11 protein-coding genes and 1 pseudogene are annotated in these 15976 nt (G+C 64.5%); 3 read left to right on the plus strand and 9 right to left on the minus strand.

Features of this window, described 5'->3' with window-relative positions; all coding sequences use genetic code 11:
• Positions 1-7: 7 nt before the first annotated feature.
• Positions 8-1717 carry a proline--tRNA ligase gene (locus HA052_RS00685; RefSeq protein WP_166450403.1) on the minus strand — a complete coding sequence of 570 codons (1710 nt, stop codon included), beginning with the start codon at positions 1715-1717 and terminating at the stop codon, positions 8-10.
• Between the two features lie 307 nt (positions 1718-2024).
• Between HA052_RS00685 and kup the strand changes: the two genes are divergently transcribed.
• Positions 2025-3890, plus strand: coding sequence for a low affinity potassium transporter Kup (gene kup, locus HA052_RS00690; RefSeq protein ID WP_166450404.1), 1866 nt, complete (start codon positions 2025-2027; stop codon positions 3888-3890).
• A 66-nt stretch (positions 3891-3956) separates the two neighbouring features.
• Here the strand turns inward: kup and ampD are convergent, their stop codons facing one another.
• Positions 3957-4544, minus strand: coding sequence for a 1,6-anhydro-N-acetylmuramyl-L-alanine amidase AmpD (gene ampD, locus HA052_RS27510; protein WP_240937240.1), 588 nt, complete (start codon positions 4542-4544; stop codon positions 3957-3959).
• A 48-nt stretch (positions 4545-4592) separates the two neighbouring features.
• Positions 4593-4976, minus strand: a pseudogene (locus HA052_RS27515) (GNAT family N-acetyltransferase); the annotation flags it as partial.
• A gap of 234 nt (positions 4977-5210) precedes the next feature.
• Between HA052_RS27515 and HA052_RS00700 the strand changes: the two are divergent.
• Positions 5211-5744 (plus strand): hemerythrin domain-containing protein, encoded by a 534-nt coding sequence (locus HA052_RS00700; protein WP_166450406.1) that lies wholly within the window; start codon positions 5211-5213, stop codon positions 5742-5744.
• A gap of 234 nt (positions 5745-5978) precedes the next feature.
• Here HA052_RS00700 and tal read toward each other — a convergent pair whose 3' ends face one another.
• The 3 genes from tal to phoB form a co-directional block, all read right to left on the minus strand.
• Positions 5979-7040: a transaldolase gene (gene tal / locus HA052_RS00705; protein WP_166450407.1), complete on the minus strand. Its 1062-nt coding sequence runs from the start codon at positions 7038-7040 to the stop codon at positions 5979-5981.
• A 319-nt stretch (positions 7041-7359) separates the two neighbouring features.
• A complete protein-coding gene (gene phoR, locus HA052_RS00710) occupies positions 7360-8667 on the minus strand; it encodes a phosphate regulon sensor histidine kinase PhoR (protein WP_166450408.1) in 1308 nt (435 codons plus the stop codon).
• A 6-nt stretch (positions 8668-8673) separates the two neighbouring features.
• A complete protein-coding gene (gene phoB / locus HA052_RS00715) occupies positions 8674-9363 on the minus strand; it encodes a phosphate regulon transcriptional regulator PhoB (protein ID WP_019101332.1) in 690 nt (229 codons plus the stop codon).
• Positions 9364-9793: 430 nt separating this feature from the next.
• On the opposite strand from phoB, the gene HA052_RS00720 reads away from it, so the two are divergent.
• Positions 9794-10237 carry an Lrp/AsnC family transcriptional regulator gene (locus tag HA052_RS00720; protein WP_166450409.1) on the plus strand — a complete coding sequence of 148 codons (444 nt, stop codon included), beginning with the start codon at positions 9794-9796 and terminating at the stop codon, positions 10235-10237.
• Positions 10238-10319: 82 nt separating this feature from the next.
• Here HA052_RS00720 and gap read toward each other — a convergent pair whose 3' ends face one another.
• The 3 genes from gap to ptsP form a co-directional block, all read right to left on the minus strand.
• On the minus strand, positions 10320-11333 hold the full coding sequence (gap, locus tag HA052_RS00725) for a type I glyceraldehyde-3-phosphate dehydrogenase (RefSeq protein WP_081544931.1): 1014 nt from the start codon (positions 11331-11333) through the stop codon (positions 10320-10322).
• A 194-nt stretch (positions 11334-11527) separates the two neighbouring features.
• A complete protein-coding gene (nagE, locus tag HA052_RS00730; RefSeq protein ID WP_166450410.1) occupies positions 11528-13210 on the minus strand; it encodes an N-acetylglucosamine-specific PTS transporter subunit IIBC in 1683 nt (560 codons plus the stop codon).
• Between the two features lie 156 nt (positions 13211-13366).
• Positions 13367-15871 (minus strand): phosphoenolpyruvate--protein phosphotransferase, encoded by a 2505-nt coding sequence (gene ptsP / locus HA052_RS00735; RefSeq protein ID WP_166450411.1) that lies wholly within the window; start codon positions 15869-15871, stop codon positions 13367-13369.
• Between the last annotated feature and the right edge of the window lie 105 nt (positions 15872-15976).

The following is a 15976-nucleotide window of genomic DNA, read 5'->3' on the forward strand; positions in this document are numbered from 1 at the left end:
AAGACGGTCACAGCCCCAGTTTGGCTAACACTTGTTCCAGCATAGCATCCGCTGCCAGCGCGCTGGCTTCCGTGTCGCGACGGTGCTGGTACTCGACCTTGCCTTCCTTCAGGCCGCGGTCGCCGATGGTGATGCGATGCGGCGCGCCGATCAGCTCCCAGTCGGCGAACATCGCGCCCGGGCGTTCGCCGCGGTCGTCCAGGATCACGTCCACGCCCTTGGCCGACAGACCTTGGTACAAGGCGTCGGCGGCGGCCTTCACCTCGACGGAGCGGTCATAGCCCACCGGGCAGATCACCACGGTGAACGGTGCGATGGCGTCCGGCCAGATCATGCCCTTGTCGTCGAAGTTCTGCTCGATCGCCGCGCCCAGGATGCGAGTGACGCCGATGCCGTAGCAGCCCATTTCGAACGGCTTGGGCTTGCCGTCCTCGTCCAGGAAGGTGGCGTTCATCGCTTCCGAGTACTTGGTGCCCAGATAGAATACATGGCCCACTTCGATGCCGCGCTGGATCGCCAGCTCGCCCTTGCCGTCCGGCGAGGCGTCGCCGGCCACCACATTGCGGATGTCCATCACTTCCGGTTCCGCGCAGTCGCGGCCGAAGTTGACGCCGGTGTAGTGCTGATCGTCCTCGTTGGCGCCCGTAATCATGTCGGCCATCTTGGCGACGGTGCGGTCGGCGATGACGCGGCCCTTGAAGCCCACCGGACCCAGCGAGCCGGGATTGGCGCCGAAGGCGGCCTTGATCGCGCCCGGGGCGGCGAAAGTCAGCGGCGACTTGATGCCGGCGATTTTCTCGGCCTTGACCTCGTTCAGCTCATGATCGCCGCGCACCAGCAACAGCACCGGCTGATCGTCGTCGCCATCCACCACCACCGCTTTGACGGTTTGCTTGATGTCGACCTTCAGGAAGTCCACCAAGTCGGCGATGGTCTTGACCTTGGGCGTATGCACCTTGGCCATGGCCGCGCCGGCGGCCGCGCGCTCGCCAACCGGCGCTACCGCTTCGGCCAGTTCGATGTTGGCGGCGTAGTCGGAGCCTGGGCAGTAGACGATGGCGTCCTCGCCGGTGTCGGCGATCACCTGGAATTCATGCGAACGGTCGCCGCCGATCGCGCCGGTGTCGGCGGCGACGGCGCGGTAGCTCAGGCCCAGGCGGTCGAAGATGCGGCAGTAAGCGGCGTACATATTGTCGTAGCTAACGCCGGCGGCTTCAGCGCTGCGGTCGAAGGAGTAAGCGTCCTTCATGGTGAACTCGCGGCCGCGCATCACGCCGAAGCGCGGGCGGCGCTCGTCGCGGAACTTGGTCTGAATCTGATAGAAGTTTTTGGGCAACGCACGGTAGCTGCGCAGCTCGTTGCGGGCGATGTCGGTGATCAGTTCCTCCGCGGTGGGCTGCAAGGCGAAGTCCCGCTCGTGACGGTCCTTGAAACGCAGCAGCTCCTCGCCCATCTTGTCCCAACGGCCGGTTTCCTGCCACAGGCCGGCCGGCTGCACCACCGGCAGGCTGACTTCGATCGCGCCGGCGCGGTTCATCTCTTCACGCACGATGTTTTCCACCTTGCGCACGCTGCGCAGGCCCATCGGCATCCAGGAGTAAATGCCGGCGGCCACTTTGCGGATGAAGCCGGCGCGCATCATCAGCTTCTGGCTGGCGATGTCCGCGTCGGCGGGGGCTTCCTTCAGGGTGGAAATGAAAAACTGCGATGCGCGCATGATGCGTCCTTGGTAATACGGTGTAATGAGGGCTTGATTGTAGCGTTTGCCGCGCCTCGCGGCCAAGCCTTGCGCCGGCATCGCCGTTTTGCGCTATAAAGATGCGTGTCCCGCCCCCGCCGGTTACCCCAGATGCGGCCGCCGCGCAAGCAGACAGCCCGGATTCTGTCGTTTTACGAGAACACATCTCGGCTCTTGCGCCACCTTTGCTTGGCTTACCCAGACCTCTGGAGTAATCTGCGCGCTCAAGAACCATCGATATTGCTGTGCAGCAATATACGGTGACGAACAATTCCATTGGATGCATATGCAGGATCACAACAAACAGGCCATGGCAGGCCTGACCCTGGCCGCCTTGGGCGTGGTATACGGCGATATCGGCACCAGCCCGCTGTATACCCTGCGCGAATGCTTCACCGGCCAGGGCATCCCCACCACGCCTGAAAACATCTTCGGCATTTTGTCGCTGATCTTCTGGTCGCTGATTTTCGTGGTTTCCATCAAATACGTGGCTTTCGTGCTTCGCGCCGACAACCGCGGCGAAGGCGGCATCATGGCGCTGATGGCGCTGGCCCGCCATTACACCACTCACGCCGCGCGTTGGAAGATCGTGCTGCTGGGGCTGTTCGGCGCGGCGCTGTTCTACGGCGACGCCATCATCACCCCTGCGGTGTCGGTCTTATCCGCGGCCGAAGGCATGGAGCTGATTTCGCCGGCGATGGAAAGCTATGTGTTGCCGATGGCCATCGGCGTGCTGACCGGCCTCTTCCTGCTACAACGATTCGGCACCGCCAGCGTCGGCCTGCTGTTCGGCCCCATCATGCTGATCTGGTTTTCCGTTCTGGGCCTGCTGGGCCTGCATCAGATCGTGCAAGCGCCGCAAGTGCTGCAGGCGCTCAACCCCTACCACGCCCTGCACTTCATCGGCCACAACGGCTGGGGCTCCTTCCTGACCCTGGGCTCGGTGGTGCTGGCGCTGACCGGCGCCGAGGCTCTGTACGCCGACATGGGCCATTTCGGCAGCTCGCCGATCCGCCGCGCCTGGTTCAGCCTGGTGCTGCCCGGCCTGGCGCTGAATTATTTCGGCCAGGGCGCGCTGCTGATGCAGAACCCGGCGGCGATCAAGAACCCCTTCTTCCTGCTGGCGCCGGACTGGGCGCTGCTGCCGCTGATCGTGATGGCGACGCTGGCCACGGTGATCGCGTCGCAGGCGGTGATTTCCGGCGCCTACTCGCTGACCCGCCAGGCCATCCAGCTGGGTTACTGCCCGCGGCTGGAAGTGCAGCACACCTCGGAAAAAGAGATCGGCCAGATCTACATGCCCTTCATCAACTGGGCTTTGCTGATCGCGGTGATGGTGGTGGTGCTGACCTTCAAGACCTCGTCCAGCCTGGCCGCCGCCTACGGCATCGCCGTCACCGGCACCATGCTGATCACTACCTGCCTGTTCTTCGTGGTGGCCCGGGTCAACTGGCGCTGGCCCCTGCCGCTGGCGCTGGGCATTACCCTGATATTCGCCACCATAGACCTGGGCTTCTTCAGCGCCAACATCCACAAAGTGGCCGACGGCGGCTGGCTGCCGCTGGTGCTGGGCATGGTGATCTTCACGCTGATGAGCACCTGGAAGCAGGGCCGCGAGCTGCTGTTCACGCGCCTGCGCGACCAGGCGCTGCCGCTGGACAGCTTCATCGAGAACCTGGAAGCCTACCCGCCAACGCGGGTGCAAGGCACCGCGGTGTTCCTGACCAGCACCCTGCACGGCGTGCCGCACGCGCTGCTGCACAACCTCAAGCACAACAAAGTGCTGCATGAGCGAGTAGTGCTGATGACGGTGCGCACCGAGGACGTCCCCTATGTGGCGGCGGAGGAACGGCTGGAAATCGTGCAGATGTCCGCCTCGTTCTGGCGCGTGGTGGCCCGCTACGGCTTCAAGGAAGACCCGAACGTGCTGCAGGTGCTGGAAGATTGCACTGCCCAAGGTCTCGCCTTCGAGCTAATGGACACCTCCTTCTTCCTATCGCGCGAAACCATCGTGTCCACCGAGCGTCCGGGCATGTCTCGCCTACGCGAGAAGCTGTTTGTGTGGATGAGCAAGAACGCGATGCGCGCTACCGACTTCTTTCAGGTGCCCACCAACCGGGTGGTGGAGTTGGGCGCGCAAGTCGAGCTGTAACCCCTCCCGCCCCGCTCCCAAGCCGGACCGGCCTTGCCTGTCCGGCTTTTTCGCGGCTGGCTTACGCTAACGCGACAGACCGCTGTCCGCCTCCGCCCTCGCCCAATCGAAAAATGGCCCCGGATCCGTCTTGCGCCCCGGCGCGATGTGCTCGTGACCGATGATGGCGCTAAGCGGCAGCCTGCGCCGCAATGCCAGCGCCAAGGCTTGCAGCGTCCGGTATTGCGCCTCGCTGAACGGCTCGAAATCACAGCCTTCCAGCTCCACGCCTATGGAAAAATCGTTGCAGCGCTCACGCCCTCGCCAGGTGGACACGCCGGCATGCCAAGCGCGCCGCGTCACAGGCACAAACTGCTGCAACTCGCCGGAACGGCGGATGAAGAAATGGGAAGACACGCGCAAATGCTGGATTTCGGCGTAGAACGGGTGCTCGTCCGGGTTCAACCGGTTCTGGAACAACTGCTCCACGCCCAGTCCGCCGTAGCGATACGGCGGCAGGCTGATGTTGTGGATCACCAGCAGTTCCGGCGCCATGCCCTCGCCGCGTTCGTCGTGATTGGGCGACGGCAGCCGGCGCGCGCCGTCCAGCCAGCCGTCTTCCAGTAGCTGGAAAGCCGGCGGCGTGACCGGCTGATAATTCAGACGCCACAGCATCAAGCCGTCCGGCGTGGACCAGCGCTGTTCGGCGACGAAGCCGGCCTTGCGGTACAAGGACAGCGCGGCGATATTGACCTCGGCGGTATCGACGCTGACCTCGCTCTCGCCCACCAACGCCCGGTTAAGCAAACGATAGCCCCAGCCGGCGCGCAACTGTTGCGGATCCACCACCACTCTTTCGATATGCAGCCCGCCATCCTCGCGACGCGAGGCCACCAGCACCCCGCGCAGGCTTTCGCCCTCGAACGCGCCCCAAACCGCGTCGGCGCAGACCTGCACGGCGGCAAGGTCGGTCCACAGCACCGGCAAATGCGGATAGGACAGCCATTCCGCCTCCAGGCGGTGGGCCGCCAACTGCAGGCTCAAGGCGCGAGCGGCCAACGCCGCGTCGCTCAAATCCAGGCGTTTCACTTCAAACGGGGCTTGCATCCAACCTCCTGCGGCGCTGCGCTTGCGCGCGCAACATTCTAGTCATCGGAACAGTCCAATATCTCACTTGTTTTCTGCCCGACAGCGGGGTATCAAGAACAACCGGGGCAGCCAAACCTCGGCATTCTACCGCTCCCGCGGAGCCTCCGGCGCGCGTTGGCTTGAGCCGGATCATGGCCGCCGCCCGCACCATGCCGCAGAATGCAGCCCGTCACCCACTACAGGAGAACGCCGATGCTGACCCTGGACACCTTGAGCAGCGCCGCCGCGCCCAGCTTCGAACAGCCGCTGGAAATGCTGCAAGCCTGCCACGACAAGATTCGCCGCTTCTGCGAGCAATTGGATCAACTGCCTTCCTATATCGAACAGCACGGCGTCAACGAGGCCGCACGCAATACGATAGACGGCGTGGTCCGCTACTTCGATCTGGCCGGCCCCGCCCATCACAGCGACGAGGAAGACGAGTTGTTCCCGCTGATTCTGGAGCGGGTGCCCACCGCCGCCTCGCGGCTGGAGCAACTGAGCGCCGAACACGGGTATCTGCACTCCTGCTGGAACGCCATTCGCGACGATCTGCTGGCGCTGCGCGACGGCAAGATCCACAGCATCAACCGAAACGAGCTGGAGGAGTTCGCGCGCCAGTACCGCGAACACGCCGCCGCCGAGGAAAGCTGGCTATTCCCCACCGCCGCCTCCGCCATCAGCGCCGAGGAGATGAGCGCCGCCGGGCAACGCATGGCGGCGCGCCGGACGCAGCAGGCCGCCTGAACGGCTGCCGCCGCCCGGTCGCAAACGCAAAAAAGGCTGACCGCGCTGGTCAGCCTTTTTATCTTTCCGCACTCTGAGCCTGTTTACGATCCCGCGAGCTAGGGCGAGACAAGGCGAAAACGGCTGAAAAAGCGGAGTGTACACATGGTACATGAGCATTTTGAGGACGTTTTCAACGCCGTATCGCCAACGCGCAGCAGATCGTAATCCGGTTCTCAGAGCCTGTTTACACTCTCAGGCGGTCAGCTTCAACAACTGCTCGAACGCGTCTTCGAACAGCTTCAAGCCGTCCTGCTGCAGCTTTTCGCCGGCGGCGGCCAGATCCACGCCCGACGCGCCCACCGCGTGCAGCAGGGTCTGCGCCTCGTCCATGCCTTGCGGCAGCGTCAACGCGGCCTGACCGTGGTCGCGGAAGGCCGCCAGCGTGCCGTCCGGCACGGTGTTGACGGTTTCATCGCCAATCAGGCTTTCCACGTAAAGCACGTCGGAGTAGGCGGCGTTCTTGGTGCCGGTGGAGGCCCACAGCAGGTATTGCGGGCGAGCGCCGGCGGCTTTCAAGGCGGCGAACTCGGCGCCGTGGAAGCGCTCGAGATAGCGAGCGTACGCGGCCTTGGACAGCGCGATGGCCACTTTGCCCTTATGGGCCTCCGCCACTTGCGGGTCCAGCAGGCTGTCGACGCGGGACAGGAAGAAGCTGGCCACCGCCTTGACGCCGGACACGTTCTTGCCGTCGGCGTGACGGGCGGACAAGCCGGCGATGTAGGCGTCCCACACCGCTTCCACTTGCGGCAGCGAGAACAGCAGGGTGATGTTGACGTTGACGCCTTCGCGGGTCAGCGTCTGGAAGGCTCGGATGCCGGCGGCGGTGGCCGGGATCTTGATCATGGCGTTGGGCCGGGAGATTTCCGCCCACAAGCGCCGCGCCGCGGCCAGGGTCCCGGCCTCGTCGTTGGACAGTTCCGGCGACACTTCCAGGCTGACATAGCCGTCGTTGCCCTGGCTGGCGTCGTATTGGCCGCGCAGCAGGTCGCAGGCGGCCTGGATGTCTGGCACCACCAGCGCTTCGTAGCGCGCCTCGGCGGATAGGCCGGCGTCCGCCTTCAAGCGGGCCAAATCGGCCTGATAGCTGGCGTCGCCGCTGATCGCCTTGTAGAAGATCGCCGGGTTGGACGTCACGCCGGCGATGCCGTCGTCGGCCAGCAGGCGCGCCAATTCGCCGGAGGCGATCAGTTCGCGGGACAGATTGTCCAGCCAGACGCGCTGGCCGAACGGGCGGATGGATTGCAGTCGATTCATGGTGGAACGATCCAGAATAAAGTCGGGACGGGCCCGGCGTCGCCGAGCCGGCCGGGGGCTGCCACGCCATAGAGCCTGTTCAGAGTCTCGCGAGCAAGGGCGAGACAAGGCGAAATCAGCCGAGGAAGCGGAATGCACATACGGTACATAAGCATTTCGAAGCGGGTTTCAACACCGTATCGCCGAAGCGCAGCAGACTTTGAACAGGTTCTAAAATCGGCGGGCTAAAACGGACATCCTAACCCGCTTGGAGCGGCGCGCCAAGAGCGCCGACCCAAGCTTGCAAGAATACGCCGCATGCGGCCCCGCGGCGCGGCGCTCAGGCCGCTTTCGAGCCGCTGCGGCGGTCGCGCGGGAACACCGCGGAGAACACGCTGCCCTTGTCCGGCTCGCTTCTGATCTCCAGCCGGGCGTGATGTCGCGCCAGCACGTGCTTGACGATGGCGAGGCCGAGACCGGTGCCGCCGCTGCCGCGCGAACGACCGCGGTCCACCCGGTAGAAGCGCTCAGTCAGCCTCGGAATATGCTCGCGCGGAATACCGATGCCGGTGTCCGCCACAGAGAAGCGCAGTTGCTCGCCCTCCTCCTTCCAGCTCAGCGTGATACAGCCGCCCTCAGGCGTGTAGCGCACCGCATTGGACACCAGGTTGCCGAAAGCCGAATGAAGCTCCTGAGGACTGCCCCACAACCACGCGTCGCTGCGCTGATCCAGTTGGACCTGATGGCGGCCATGGGATAGACCCTCTGCCTCCACCATCAGCGTGTCCAGCATGTCCTGCATGTCCACGCGCTCCGACACCGCCGCCTTGGGGCTGTTCTCCAGCTTGGACAGGGTCAGCAGGTCTTCAACCAGGCTTTGCATTCGCCGCGATTGCTCCAGCATCATCGGCAGAAACTGGCGGAAGGTGGCGTCGTCCACCTGCGGCAGATCGCCCAGCGTCTCCAGAAAGCCGCCCACCACGGTCAGCGGCGTGCGCAGCTCGTGCGAGACGTTGGCGACAAAATCCTTGTGCACGGTCTGCACCCGTTCCAGCTGGGTGATGTCGCGGGTCAGCAGCAGCTTGCGGGTGGAATCAAAAGGCACCATCTGCAGCGAGATCACCAGTTCGCGCGGCTGCACGAAATTGAGCACCAGCGGCTGGCTGAAGCGCGCCTCGTTCATATAGGCGTGAAAGGCCGGCTGGCGGATCAGGTTGAGGATCTGGTTGCCGACGTCGCGCTTGCGGTCCAGGCCCAGGTGCTCCACCGCCATCGGGTTGATCCATTCGATGCGGTCGTGCTCGTCCAGCACCACTACCCCGTCCGGCATCGCCTCGCCGGCGTTGATGAAGCGCTCCAGCGCGTGGGTGAGCTTTTTCTGGCTCTGGCTCTGGGTGCGGGTGGTGCGGTACAGCGTCATGAAAATGGTGTGCCAAACGCCGAAACCGTCCGGCACCCGCTCCGGGGTGGGCCGCTGCAGCCAGCGCAGCAGCAACGCCATATGGTAGAGATTGAAGGCCAGCCAGCCGCCCAGGCAGATGGCCACCGCGATCAGTCCGTCTTCCGCCGACGATCCCAGCCAGAAGCCGAGGCCGATGACGGCGGTCGCCAGCAGCGAGGCCAGCGTGCGTTTCAGAAATTCAGGCATCAGGCCTCACTGCTGGGTGGAGAAGCGGTAACCGGTGCCGCGCACGGTCTGGATCAGCGCGTCGTGGCCGGTGCCCTCCAATGCGCTGCGCAGCCGGCGGATGTGCACGTCCACGGTGCGCTCTTCCACGAAAACATGGTCGCCCCACACTTGGTCCAACAACTGGGAGCGCGAATGCACGCGCTCGGGGTGGGTCATGAAGAAATGCAGCAGGCGGAATTCGGTGGGGCCCAGATCAATGACGCCGCCGTTGCCGGTGACGCGATGGGTAACCGGATCCAGCCGCAGGCCTTGCACGTCCACTGCGTCGTCGGTCATCTGCGGCGCGCGGCGGCGCAGCACCGCCTTGATGCGCGCCAGCAACTCGCGCGGCGAGAAGGGCTTGGTGATGTAGTCGTCGGCGCCGGTTTCCAGGCCGGTGATCTTGTCCTGTTCGTCCGAGCGAGCGGTCAGCATGATGATGGGCACGTGGCGGGTACGCTCGTCCGCGCGCAAGCGCTTGGCGATGTCCACGCCGCTGGCGCCCGGCAGCATCCAGTCCAGCAGCACCAGATCCGGCAGCGCGTTGCGCACCAGCGTCAGCGCCGCTTCGGCGGTGCTGGCTCGCAGCACATGGTGGCCGGCCTGCGCCAGGTTGAAGGCAATCAGCTCCTGGATTGCCGGTTCGTCTTCAACAAGCAAGATATTGGCTGGCATGGTTGATCCATTCCCGTTTGAGTGTGTGGCAAGGATAAAAACGGGTGATTACAAAAATATGACATTTCGTCAAACTTTCCCACTTTGGCGCAGATTATTTTAACGCGCCAGCCGTAGACGCCGCTGAAACCAAAAAAAAACGGGCCTGTTGCTGTGAACAGGCCCGGAATGGTCGTCGTCAATACAGATTTGATCTGACTAGAGACCAGGGACAAAGAGATCACCAGGACAGTTTCAAATGAGAGCGTTTTGGGACAATTCTCATCCGCAACGGATCTGGACAGGCGGGCCGCGGGACAGTGCGGCCAACCCTGATACGGCCAGAATTTTACGTAGCAAACAGGCGTTTTTATCAGATGGTTGATTGGATTTTCTGCCATTTTACCTCCTTTTATATGTTTGTTTTGTCATATTTCCTTATAATCGAAACATGGATAAATTTGATAGAAAAATCATCTCCGCACTGCACGAAAACGCTCGCATCAGCTTCGCGGAACTGGCCAGAAGGGTGAATCTGTCACCGCCGGCGGTGGCGGACCGGGTGAGCAAATTGGAGCGCGGCGGCGTGATCACCGGCTACCGCGCCACCATCGATCCCAACAAGGTGGGCTTGCCCATCTGCTGCATGATAGAACTGACGGTCAAACACCTGGAGTACTTCGCGGTGATAGAGGAAATCCGCACCATGCCGGAGATCATCGAATGCATGTCGGTGACCGGCACCAGCGGACTGATGATGAAGGTGGTGGTGGACAATATGCCCACGCTGCAGGCGCTGATCGCGCGGCTGATGCAGTTTGGCGACACCAAGACTTCGATCGTGATCGAGGTGCCGGTGCCGCCGCGGCTGCCGGATTTGCAACAGGACGAATAATCCGGCCCGGTTTTGGACCACGCAATGAAAAACGGACAGGCGAGCCTGTCCGTTTGCAAGAGCGGAATGCCTGTCGGCGCGCTTACTTGGCGGCCTGCCAGGCCACCGCGGTATCGATCATGCGGTTGGAGAAGCCCCACTCATTGTCGTACCAGGCCAGCACTTTGACTTCGCGGCCGCCAATGACCCGGGTCAGCGTGGCGTCGAAGGTGCTGGACGCCGGGTTGTGCAGGAAGTCGCAGGACACCAGCGGCAGGGTGTTGACGCCCAGCACGCCCTTCAGCGGGCCCTTGGCGGCGTCGCTGATCAGCTGGTTCACTTCTTCCTTGCTGGTATCGCGGCCGGCGGTGAAGGTCAGGTCCACCAGCGAGACATTGCTCACCGGCACGCGCACGGCGAAGCCGTCCAGCTTGCCTTTCAGCTGCGGCAGCACCAGACCCACCGCGGCGGCGGCGCCGGTTTTGGTCGGGATCATGGACACGGCGGCGGAACGGGCGCGACGCAGATCCTTGTGATCGGTGTCCAGCAACACTTGGTCGTTGGTGTAGGCGTGCACGGTGGTCATCAGGCCGCGCTCGATGCCGATGGTGTCGATCAAGGGCTGCACCATCGGAGCCAGGCAGTTGGTGGTGCAGGAGGCGTTGGACACGATGGTCATCGCGCTGTTCAACTGCTGATGGTTGACGCCGTAAACCACGGTGGCGTCCACGCCTTCGCCGCCAGGAGCGGAGATCAGCACTTTTTTGGCGCCCGCCTGCAGATGAGCGCCGGCTTTTTCGCGGTTGGTGAACAAACCGGTGCATTCCATCACCACATCCACGTTCAATTCTTTCCACGGCAGCTCGGCCGGGTTGCGGATGGCCAGCAGCTTGATCTTCTTGCCGTTGACCACTAGGTGGTCGCCGTCCAACGCCACGGACGCGGCGAACGGGCCGTGCACGCTGTCGTAGCGGGTCAGGTGTTCATGCAGCTCCGGCGAGGCCAGATCGTTGATGGCGACAATCTCGATGTCCTGATCGGCATAGCGCTCTTGCCATGCACGCACAATCATGCGGCCGATGCGGCCGTAACCATTGATAGCAACTCGCAACGTCATGATGCATCCTCCAAGTTGAAATGGCGCAAGGTCATCTTCCCGTGCCCTGCGCCACCACTGTCCGCCTGATTCGGCTTGTAATCAACTCGCTACATAAGTAGTGGGCGAATTACCAACATCGCCAGTGCGGAAATTCCGTCCAAGCTTGCCGTGCGTCAAATTCCGCCGGCCGCCGCCCGGCATCGAACAGCGCCTCAGCCCTGCAACACGGCGGCGTAATCGCCGGCGTCGCTATTCAATACTATATGCAATAGCGTGCCGGAGAAGGCGGTAACGCCGCTGGCGCCCAGCTGCTGCAAAGCGGCCTGATCAACCAGGGCCGCGTCGGCCACTTCCACCCGCAACCGGCTGCCGGCCACGGCTTCCACCTTGTGCACATTGTCCGCCCCGCCCAGCGCCGTCAGCCAGCGTTCGCGGTCTATGCCCACCACTTCGCCCAAGGCCTGCGCCGGCGCCGCCTCGCTCGTTTGAACGGCTGCCGCGGTTTCAGCGGCGCTCAAGGCGACGCGGATTTCGTCGGCGATCAGGTCCGCTTCCGGCCCCAACACGACTTGCACGCTGCCGGCTGCCGGCTTGATCAGGCCGCGCGAGCCCAACGCCTTCAGCGCGGCCTCGCTCACTTTGTCATTGCTGGCCACTTGCAGGCGCAAACGGGTGGTGCAGGCATCCACTGATTTCAGGTTGGCGGCGCCGCCCAGCGCGGTGATAAAGGCGCGCGCGCGCTCACTGCCGGCCGCCACCGCTGCCACGGTCACCATCGCGTCTTCACGGCCGGGGGTCTTCAGATCGAATTTCTTGATGAAGAACACAAACAACACGTAGTAGAGCGCGAAGTAGCCAATGCCCACCGGGATCAACAGCAAGGGATTGGTGGACAAGCCAAAGTTCAGCATGTAGTCGAACAGACCGGCGGAGAAGCCGAAACCCAGCTTGATGTTGAGCGCGTGCATCAAGGCCATGGCCAGACCGGTCAGCACCGCGTGGATGGCGTACAGCGCTGGCGCCAGGAACATGAAGGCGAACTCCACCGGCTCGGTGACGCCGGTCAGCATCGCGGTCAGCGCCATCGAGAACAGCAGACCGCCGACGGCTTGCTTGTTCTCCGGCTTGGCGGTGCGGTACATCGCCAGGCAGGCGGCCGGCAGGCCGAACATCATCACCGGGAAGAAGCCGGACATGAACATGCCGGCCGTCTTGTCGCCGGCGAAGAAGCGGGTCAGATCCCCATGCACCACCTTGCCGGCGGCGGCGGCGAAATCGCCCACCTGGAACCAGACAATGGTGTTGAGGATGTGGTGCAGGCCGGTGACGATGAGCACGCGGTTGAGCACGCCGTAGACGAAGACGCCGATCTCGCCGGCGCCGATCAGCCAGCGGCCAACGCTATCGATGCCGATCTGCACCGGCATCCAGACATAGCCCAGCACCGCGCCCAGCAGCAACATGGAGAAGCCGGTGACAATGGGCACAAAACGCTTGCCGCCGAAGAAGGCCAGGTAGCTGGGCAGCTTAATGTCCTTGTAGCGGTTGTACAGCGCGCCGGCCACCAGGCCGGACAGGATGCCGGACAGCACCCCCATATTGAGCTTCTCGTCTATCACCTTGAGCACCGCGGTGATCACCAGATAGCCAATGGCGCCGGCCAGGCCGGAGGTCCCGTTGTTGTCTTTGGCGAAGCCCACCGCCACGCCGATGGCGAAGATTAGGGCGAGGTTGCCGAAAATGGCGTCGCCTGCCTGAGCCATCATCTTGATGTTGAGCAGGTCCGGCTGGCCCAGGCGCAGCAGCAGGCCGGCCACGGGCAAAACGGCGATCGGCAGCATCAGGGCTCGGCCCAGCTGCTGAATGCCAGCGAATTTATTGTCAGAGGTACTCACGTCTCGTCTCCCAGTGTATGGACGCCGATGGGGGCATGGCGCTCCAGGCTGCTACCTTCTTGTGTGTCTGTGCCGCTCGCTGCCGCGTGTCCCCGCTGCATGCGATTACTTCAAAACCACTGCAAAAACCTTGAACGGCCTTGCACGCCGGCCTGATCAGACCTCCGGCCACCATTCGCCGGCCCGCGCGCGCACTTCGGCGGCGGAGTCCAGCGTCAACAACTGCTCGGCGCGCTTGAGGCAAGCCTGCTGATCCAGCGTCCTCACCCTGGCCTTGATCTCCGGCACCAGGCCGGGGCTGACCGACAATTCGGCGACGCCAAGACCAATCAGCACCGGCGTGGCCAGCGGGTCCGACGCCAAGGCGCCGCACACGCCCACCCATTTGCCGTGCAGGCTGGCGCCGGCCACCGTGCGTTCTATCAGCCGCAGCAGCGCCGGATGCATTGCGTCCAGGCTGGCGGCCAGCGAAGCGTTGCAACGGTCCATCGCCAGCGTGTATTGAGTCAGATCGTTGGTGCCGATGGACAGAAAGTCCGCCTCGGCGGCTAGTTGGTCGGCCAGCAGCGCGGCGGAGGGCACTTCCACCATCACGCCCAGCTGTGGCCGTTCGCTCAGCCCCATTTCCGCGGCCAGCGAGTCGATGCGCCGACGCAAGCGCCGAAGTTCGCCAACGTCGGCGATCATCGGCACCAAGATGCGCAGCAGGGACAACGGGCGCAGCATCAGCAGCGCGCGCAGTTGTTCGTCCAACATCTCCGGATGGGCGAAACCGGTGCGAATGCCGCGCAGGCCCAGCGCCGGGTTAGGTTCCGGCGGCAAGGTCAGATAGGGCACTTCCTTGTCTCCGCCCACGTCCAGCGTGCGAATGATGGCGACGCGGCCCTGCAATTCGTCCAGCACCGCCTGATAGGCATTGGCCTGCTCGTAGCGGTCCGGCGCGTCCCGGCGATCGATGAACAGGAATTCGGTGCGCAACAGACCAACGCTGTCGGCCCCGTGGCGCACCGCTTCGCGCGCGTCCTCTTCGTTGGCGATATTGGCGGCGACTTCGACGCGCACGCCGTCCAGCGTCACCGCGGCGCCGTCGGCGTCGGCCCGCATATCGGCGCGGCGGCGCTCGCGTTCCGCCATCACCTGCCTGGCTGCGGTCAGCGCTGCGGCGGCCGGCGCCGGATCACAACCGCCTTGGCTCGCATCCAGCAGCACTTCGCTGCCGGCGTCCAGACGCAACACCTGCGGCCCGCAAGCCACCAGCGCCGGAATGCCTAGCGCGCGCGCCAGGATGGCCACATGGCCGGTAGCGCCGCCGGCGGCGGACAGAATACCGGCCACCCGCTCGCGCGGCAGCCGGGTCAGTTCGGAAGGCGCCAGATCTTCGGCCACCAGGATGGAGGCCGGATACAATGCGGGCTCGCTCTGCGCATCGCCCAGCAAGGCTTTCAACACTTGGCGTTCAATGTCTTTGAGATCGGCCACCCGCTCGGCCAGCAAGGGGCTGCCCAGGCTGGACAACACCCGGCACTGCGCCCGCACCGCTTGGCGGAAAGCGTAGCCTGCGCTGTGGCCGGCGGCGATGTCCCGTTCCGCCGCCTCTCGCAATTCCGGATCGTCCACCAGCGCCAGATGGGCGGAGAAGATGTCGCTCTGCGAGGTTTGGCCGCGGCGCAGCGCGTCGTCGATGGCGGCGGCGATGCCGGCGCTGACCTCGGCCAGCGCGCGGCGCAGCTGCTCGCGCTCGCTGTCGGCGTTGACCGCGAACTCCGCCACTTGCGGTTCGAAGGCGTCGAGGCGCACCACCTGGCCGATGGCCAGACCCGGCGCCGCGCAAACGCCGCCTATCCAGCCGGCCGGCAGCGAGCGCGCCGAGGCGCTGACCAAGGGCGCTGGCGCGCCGTGGCCGGACTCGGTGCGGGTTTGCAGCGCGGCGATCACCGCTGAGGCGGCCGCCGCTGCGTCCTCGCCCTGCGCCAACACCGCCACATCGTCGTCCTCGACCACCCCCAGCCCCATCAGCGCCACTACGCTGCGCGCATTGGCGGCCTGACCGTTGAATTCCACCCGTACGCTGGCGCGGTATTGACGCGCCGCGTTCTGCACCAGCGCCGCCGGCCGCGCGTGCAGGCCGCCGGCGTGGCGCACCGTGGCCTGACCTCGGCTTTCCGCGCCCCCGGCACAGGGAAGGTCGTCGACGGCCGCTCCGCCGGACAGCGTCAGAAACACGCTGCGGCCCGCCTGCTGCCAGCCCTCGGCCCGGCGTTCCAAGGCGTAAGCCTCGCCGTTGGCGATCACCACCATGGTCAGCAGCGACGGCGCGCGCCGCGCCACCGCGTCCAGGTCCACTTCGATCAGGGGCTGGCCCTGACGCACCGCGTCGCCGGCCTTGATCAAGGGCTTGAAGCCCTCGCCCTCCAGCTTGACGGTATCGATGCCGATGTGGATCAGCACTTCCGCGCCGTTGGCCGCGCGCAAGGTCAAAGCGTGACCCGTGCGCGCCAATTGCGCCACCTCGCCGTCACAGGGCGCCAGCAGGGTGCCGGACAAGGGCTCGATCGCCAGGCCGTCGCCCATCATCAAGCCGGCGAATACCGGATCGGGCGCACGGCTCAGCGGCACGGACGGCCCGTCAAACGGAGCCAGGAGTTCGAGCGTAGCGGACATGGGGGCGTCTCCATTCTTACTTATGTGTCGTCTCCGCGGCCGGCGCGGATTCCGCTGGGTGCCGTTCGCGACGCGCCCCGATTCGATGACCGATCGGGGCGCGGT

Source organism: Chromobacterium fluminis, from assembly GCF_011602385.1.
Lineage (GTDB): Bacteria > Pseudomonadota > Gammaproteobacteria > Burkholderiales > Chromobacteriaceae > Chromobacterium > Chromobacterium fluminis.

Coding starts and splice junctions, on each gene's coding strand:
- HA052_RS00685 (WP_166450403.1), bottom strand. CDS start 1,717: ATGCGCGCATCGCAGTTTTTCATTTCCACCCTGAAGGAAGCCCCCGCC.
- kup (WP_166450404.1), top strand. CDS start 2,025: ATGCAGGATCACAACAAACAGGCCATGGCAGGCCTGACCCTGGCCGCC.
- ampD (WP_240937240.1), bottom strand. CDS start 4,544: ATGCTGTGGCGTCTGAATTATCAGCCGGTCACGCCGCCGGCTTTCCAG.
- HA052_RS00700 (WP_166450406.1), top strand. CDS start 5,211: ATGCTGACCCTGGACACCTTGAGCAGCGCCGCCGCGCCCAGCTTCGAA.
- tal (WP_166450407.1), bottom strand. CDS start 7,040: ATGAATCGACTGCAATCCATCCGCCCGTTCGGCCAGCGCGTCTGGCTG.
- phoR (WP_166450408.1), bottom strand. CDS start 8,667: ATGCCTGAATTTCTGAAACGCACGCTGGCCTCGCTGCTGGCGACCGCC.
- phoB (WP_019101332.1), bottom strand. CDS start 9,363: ATGCCAGCCAATATCTTGCTTGTTGAAGACGAACCGGCAATCCAGGAG.
- HA052_RS00720 (WP_166450409.1), top strand. CDS start 9,794: ATGGATAAATTTGATAGAAAAATCATCTCCGCACTGCACGAAAACGCT.
- gap (WP_081544931.1), bottom strand. CDS start 11,333: ATGACGTTGCGAGTTGCTATCAATGGTTACGGCCGCATCGGCCGCATG.
- ptsP (WP_166450411.1), bottom strand. CDS start 15,871: ATGTCCGCTACGCTCGAACTCCTGGCTCCGTTTGACGGGCCGTCCGTG.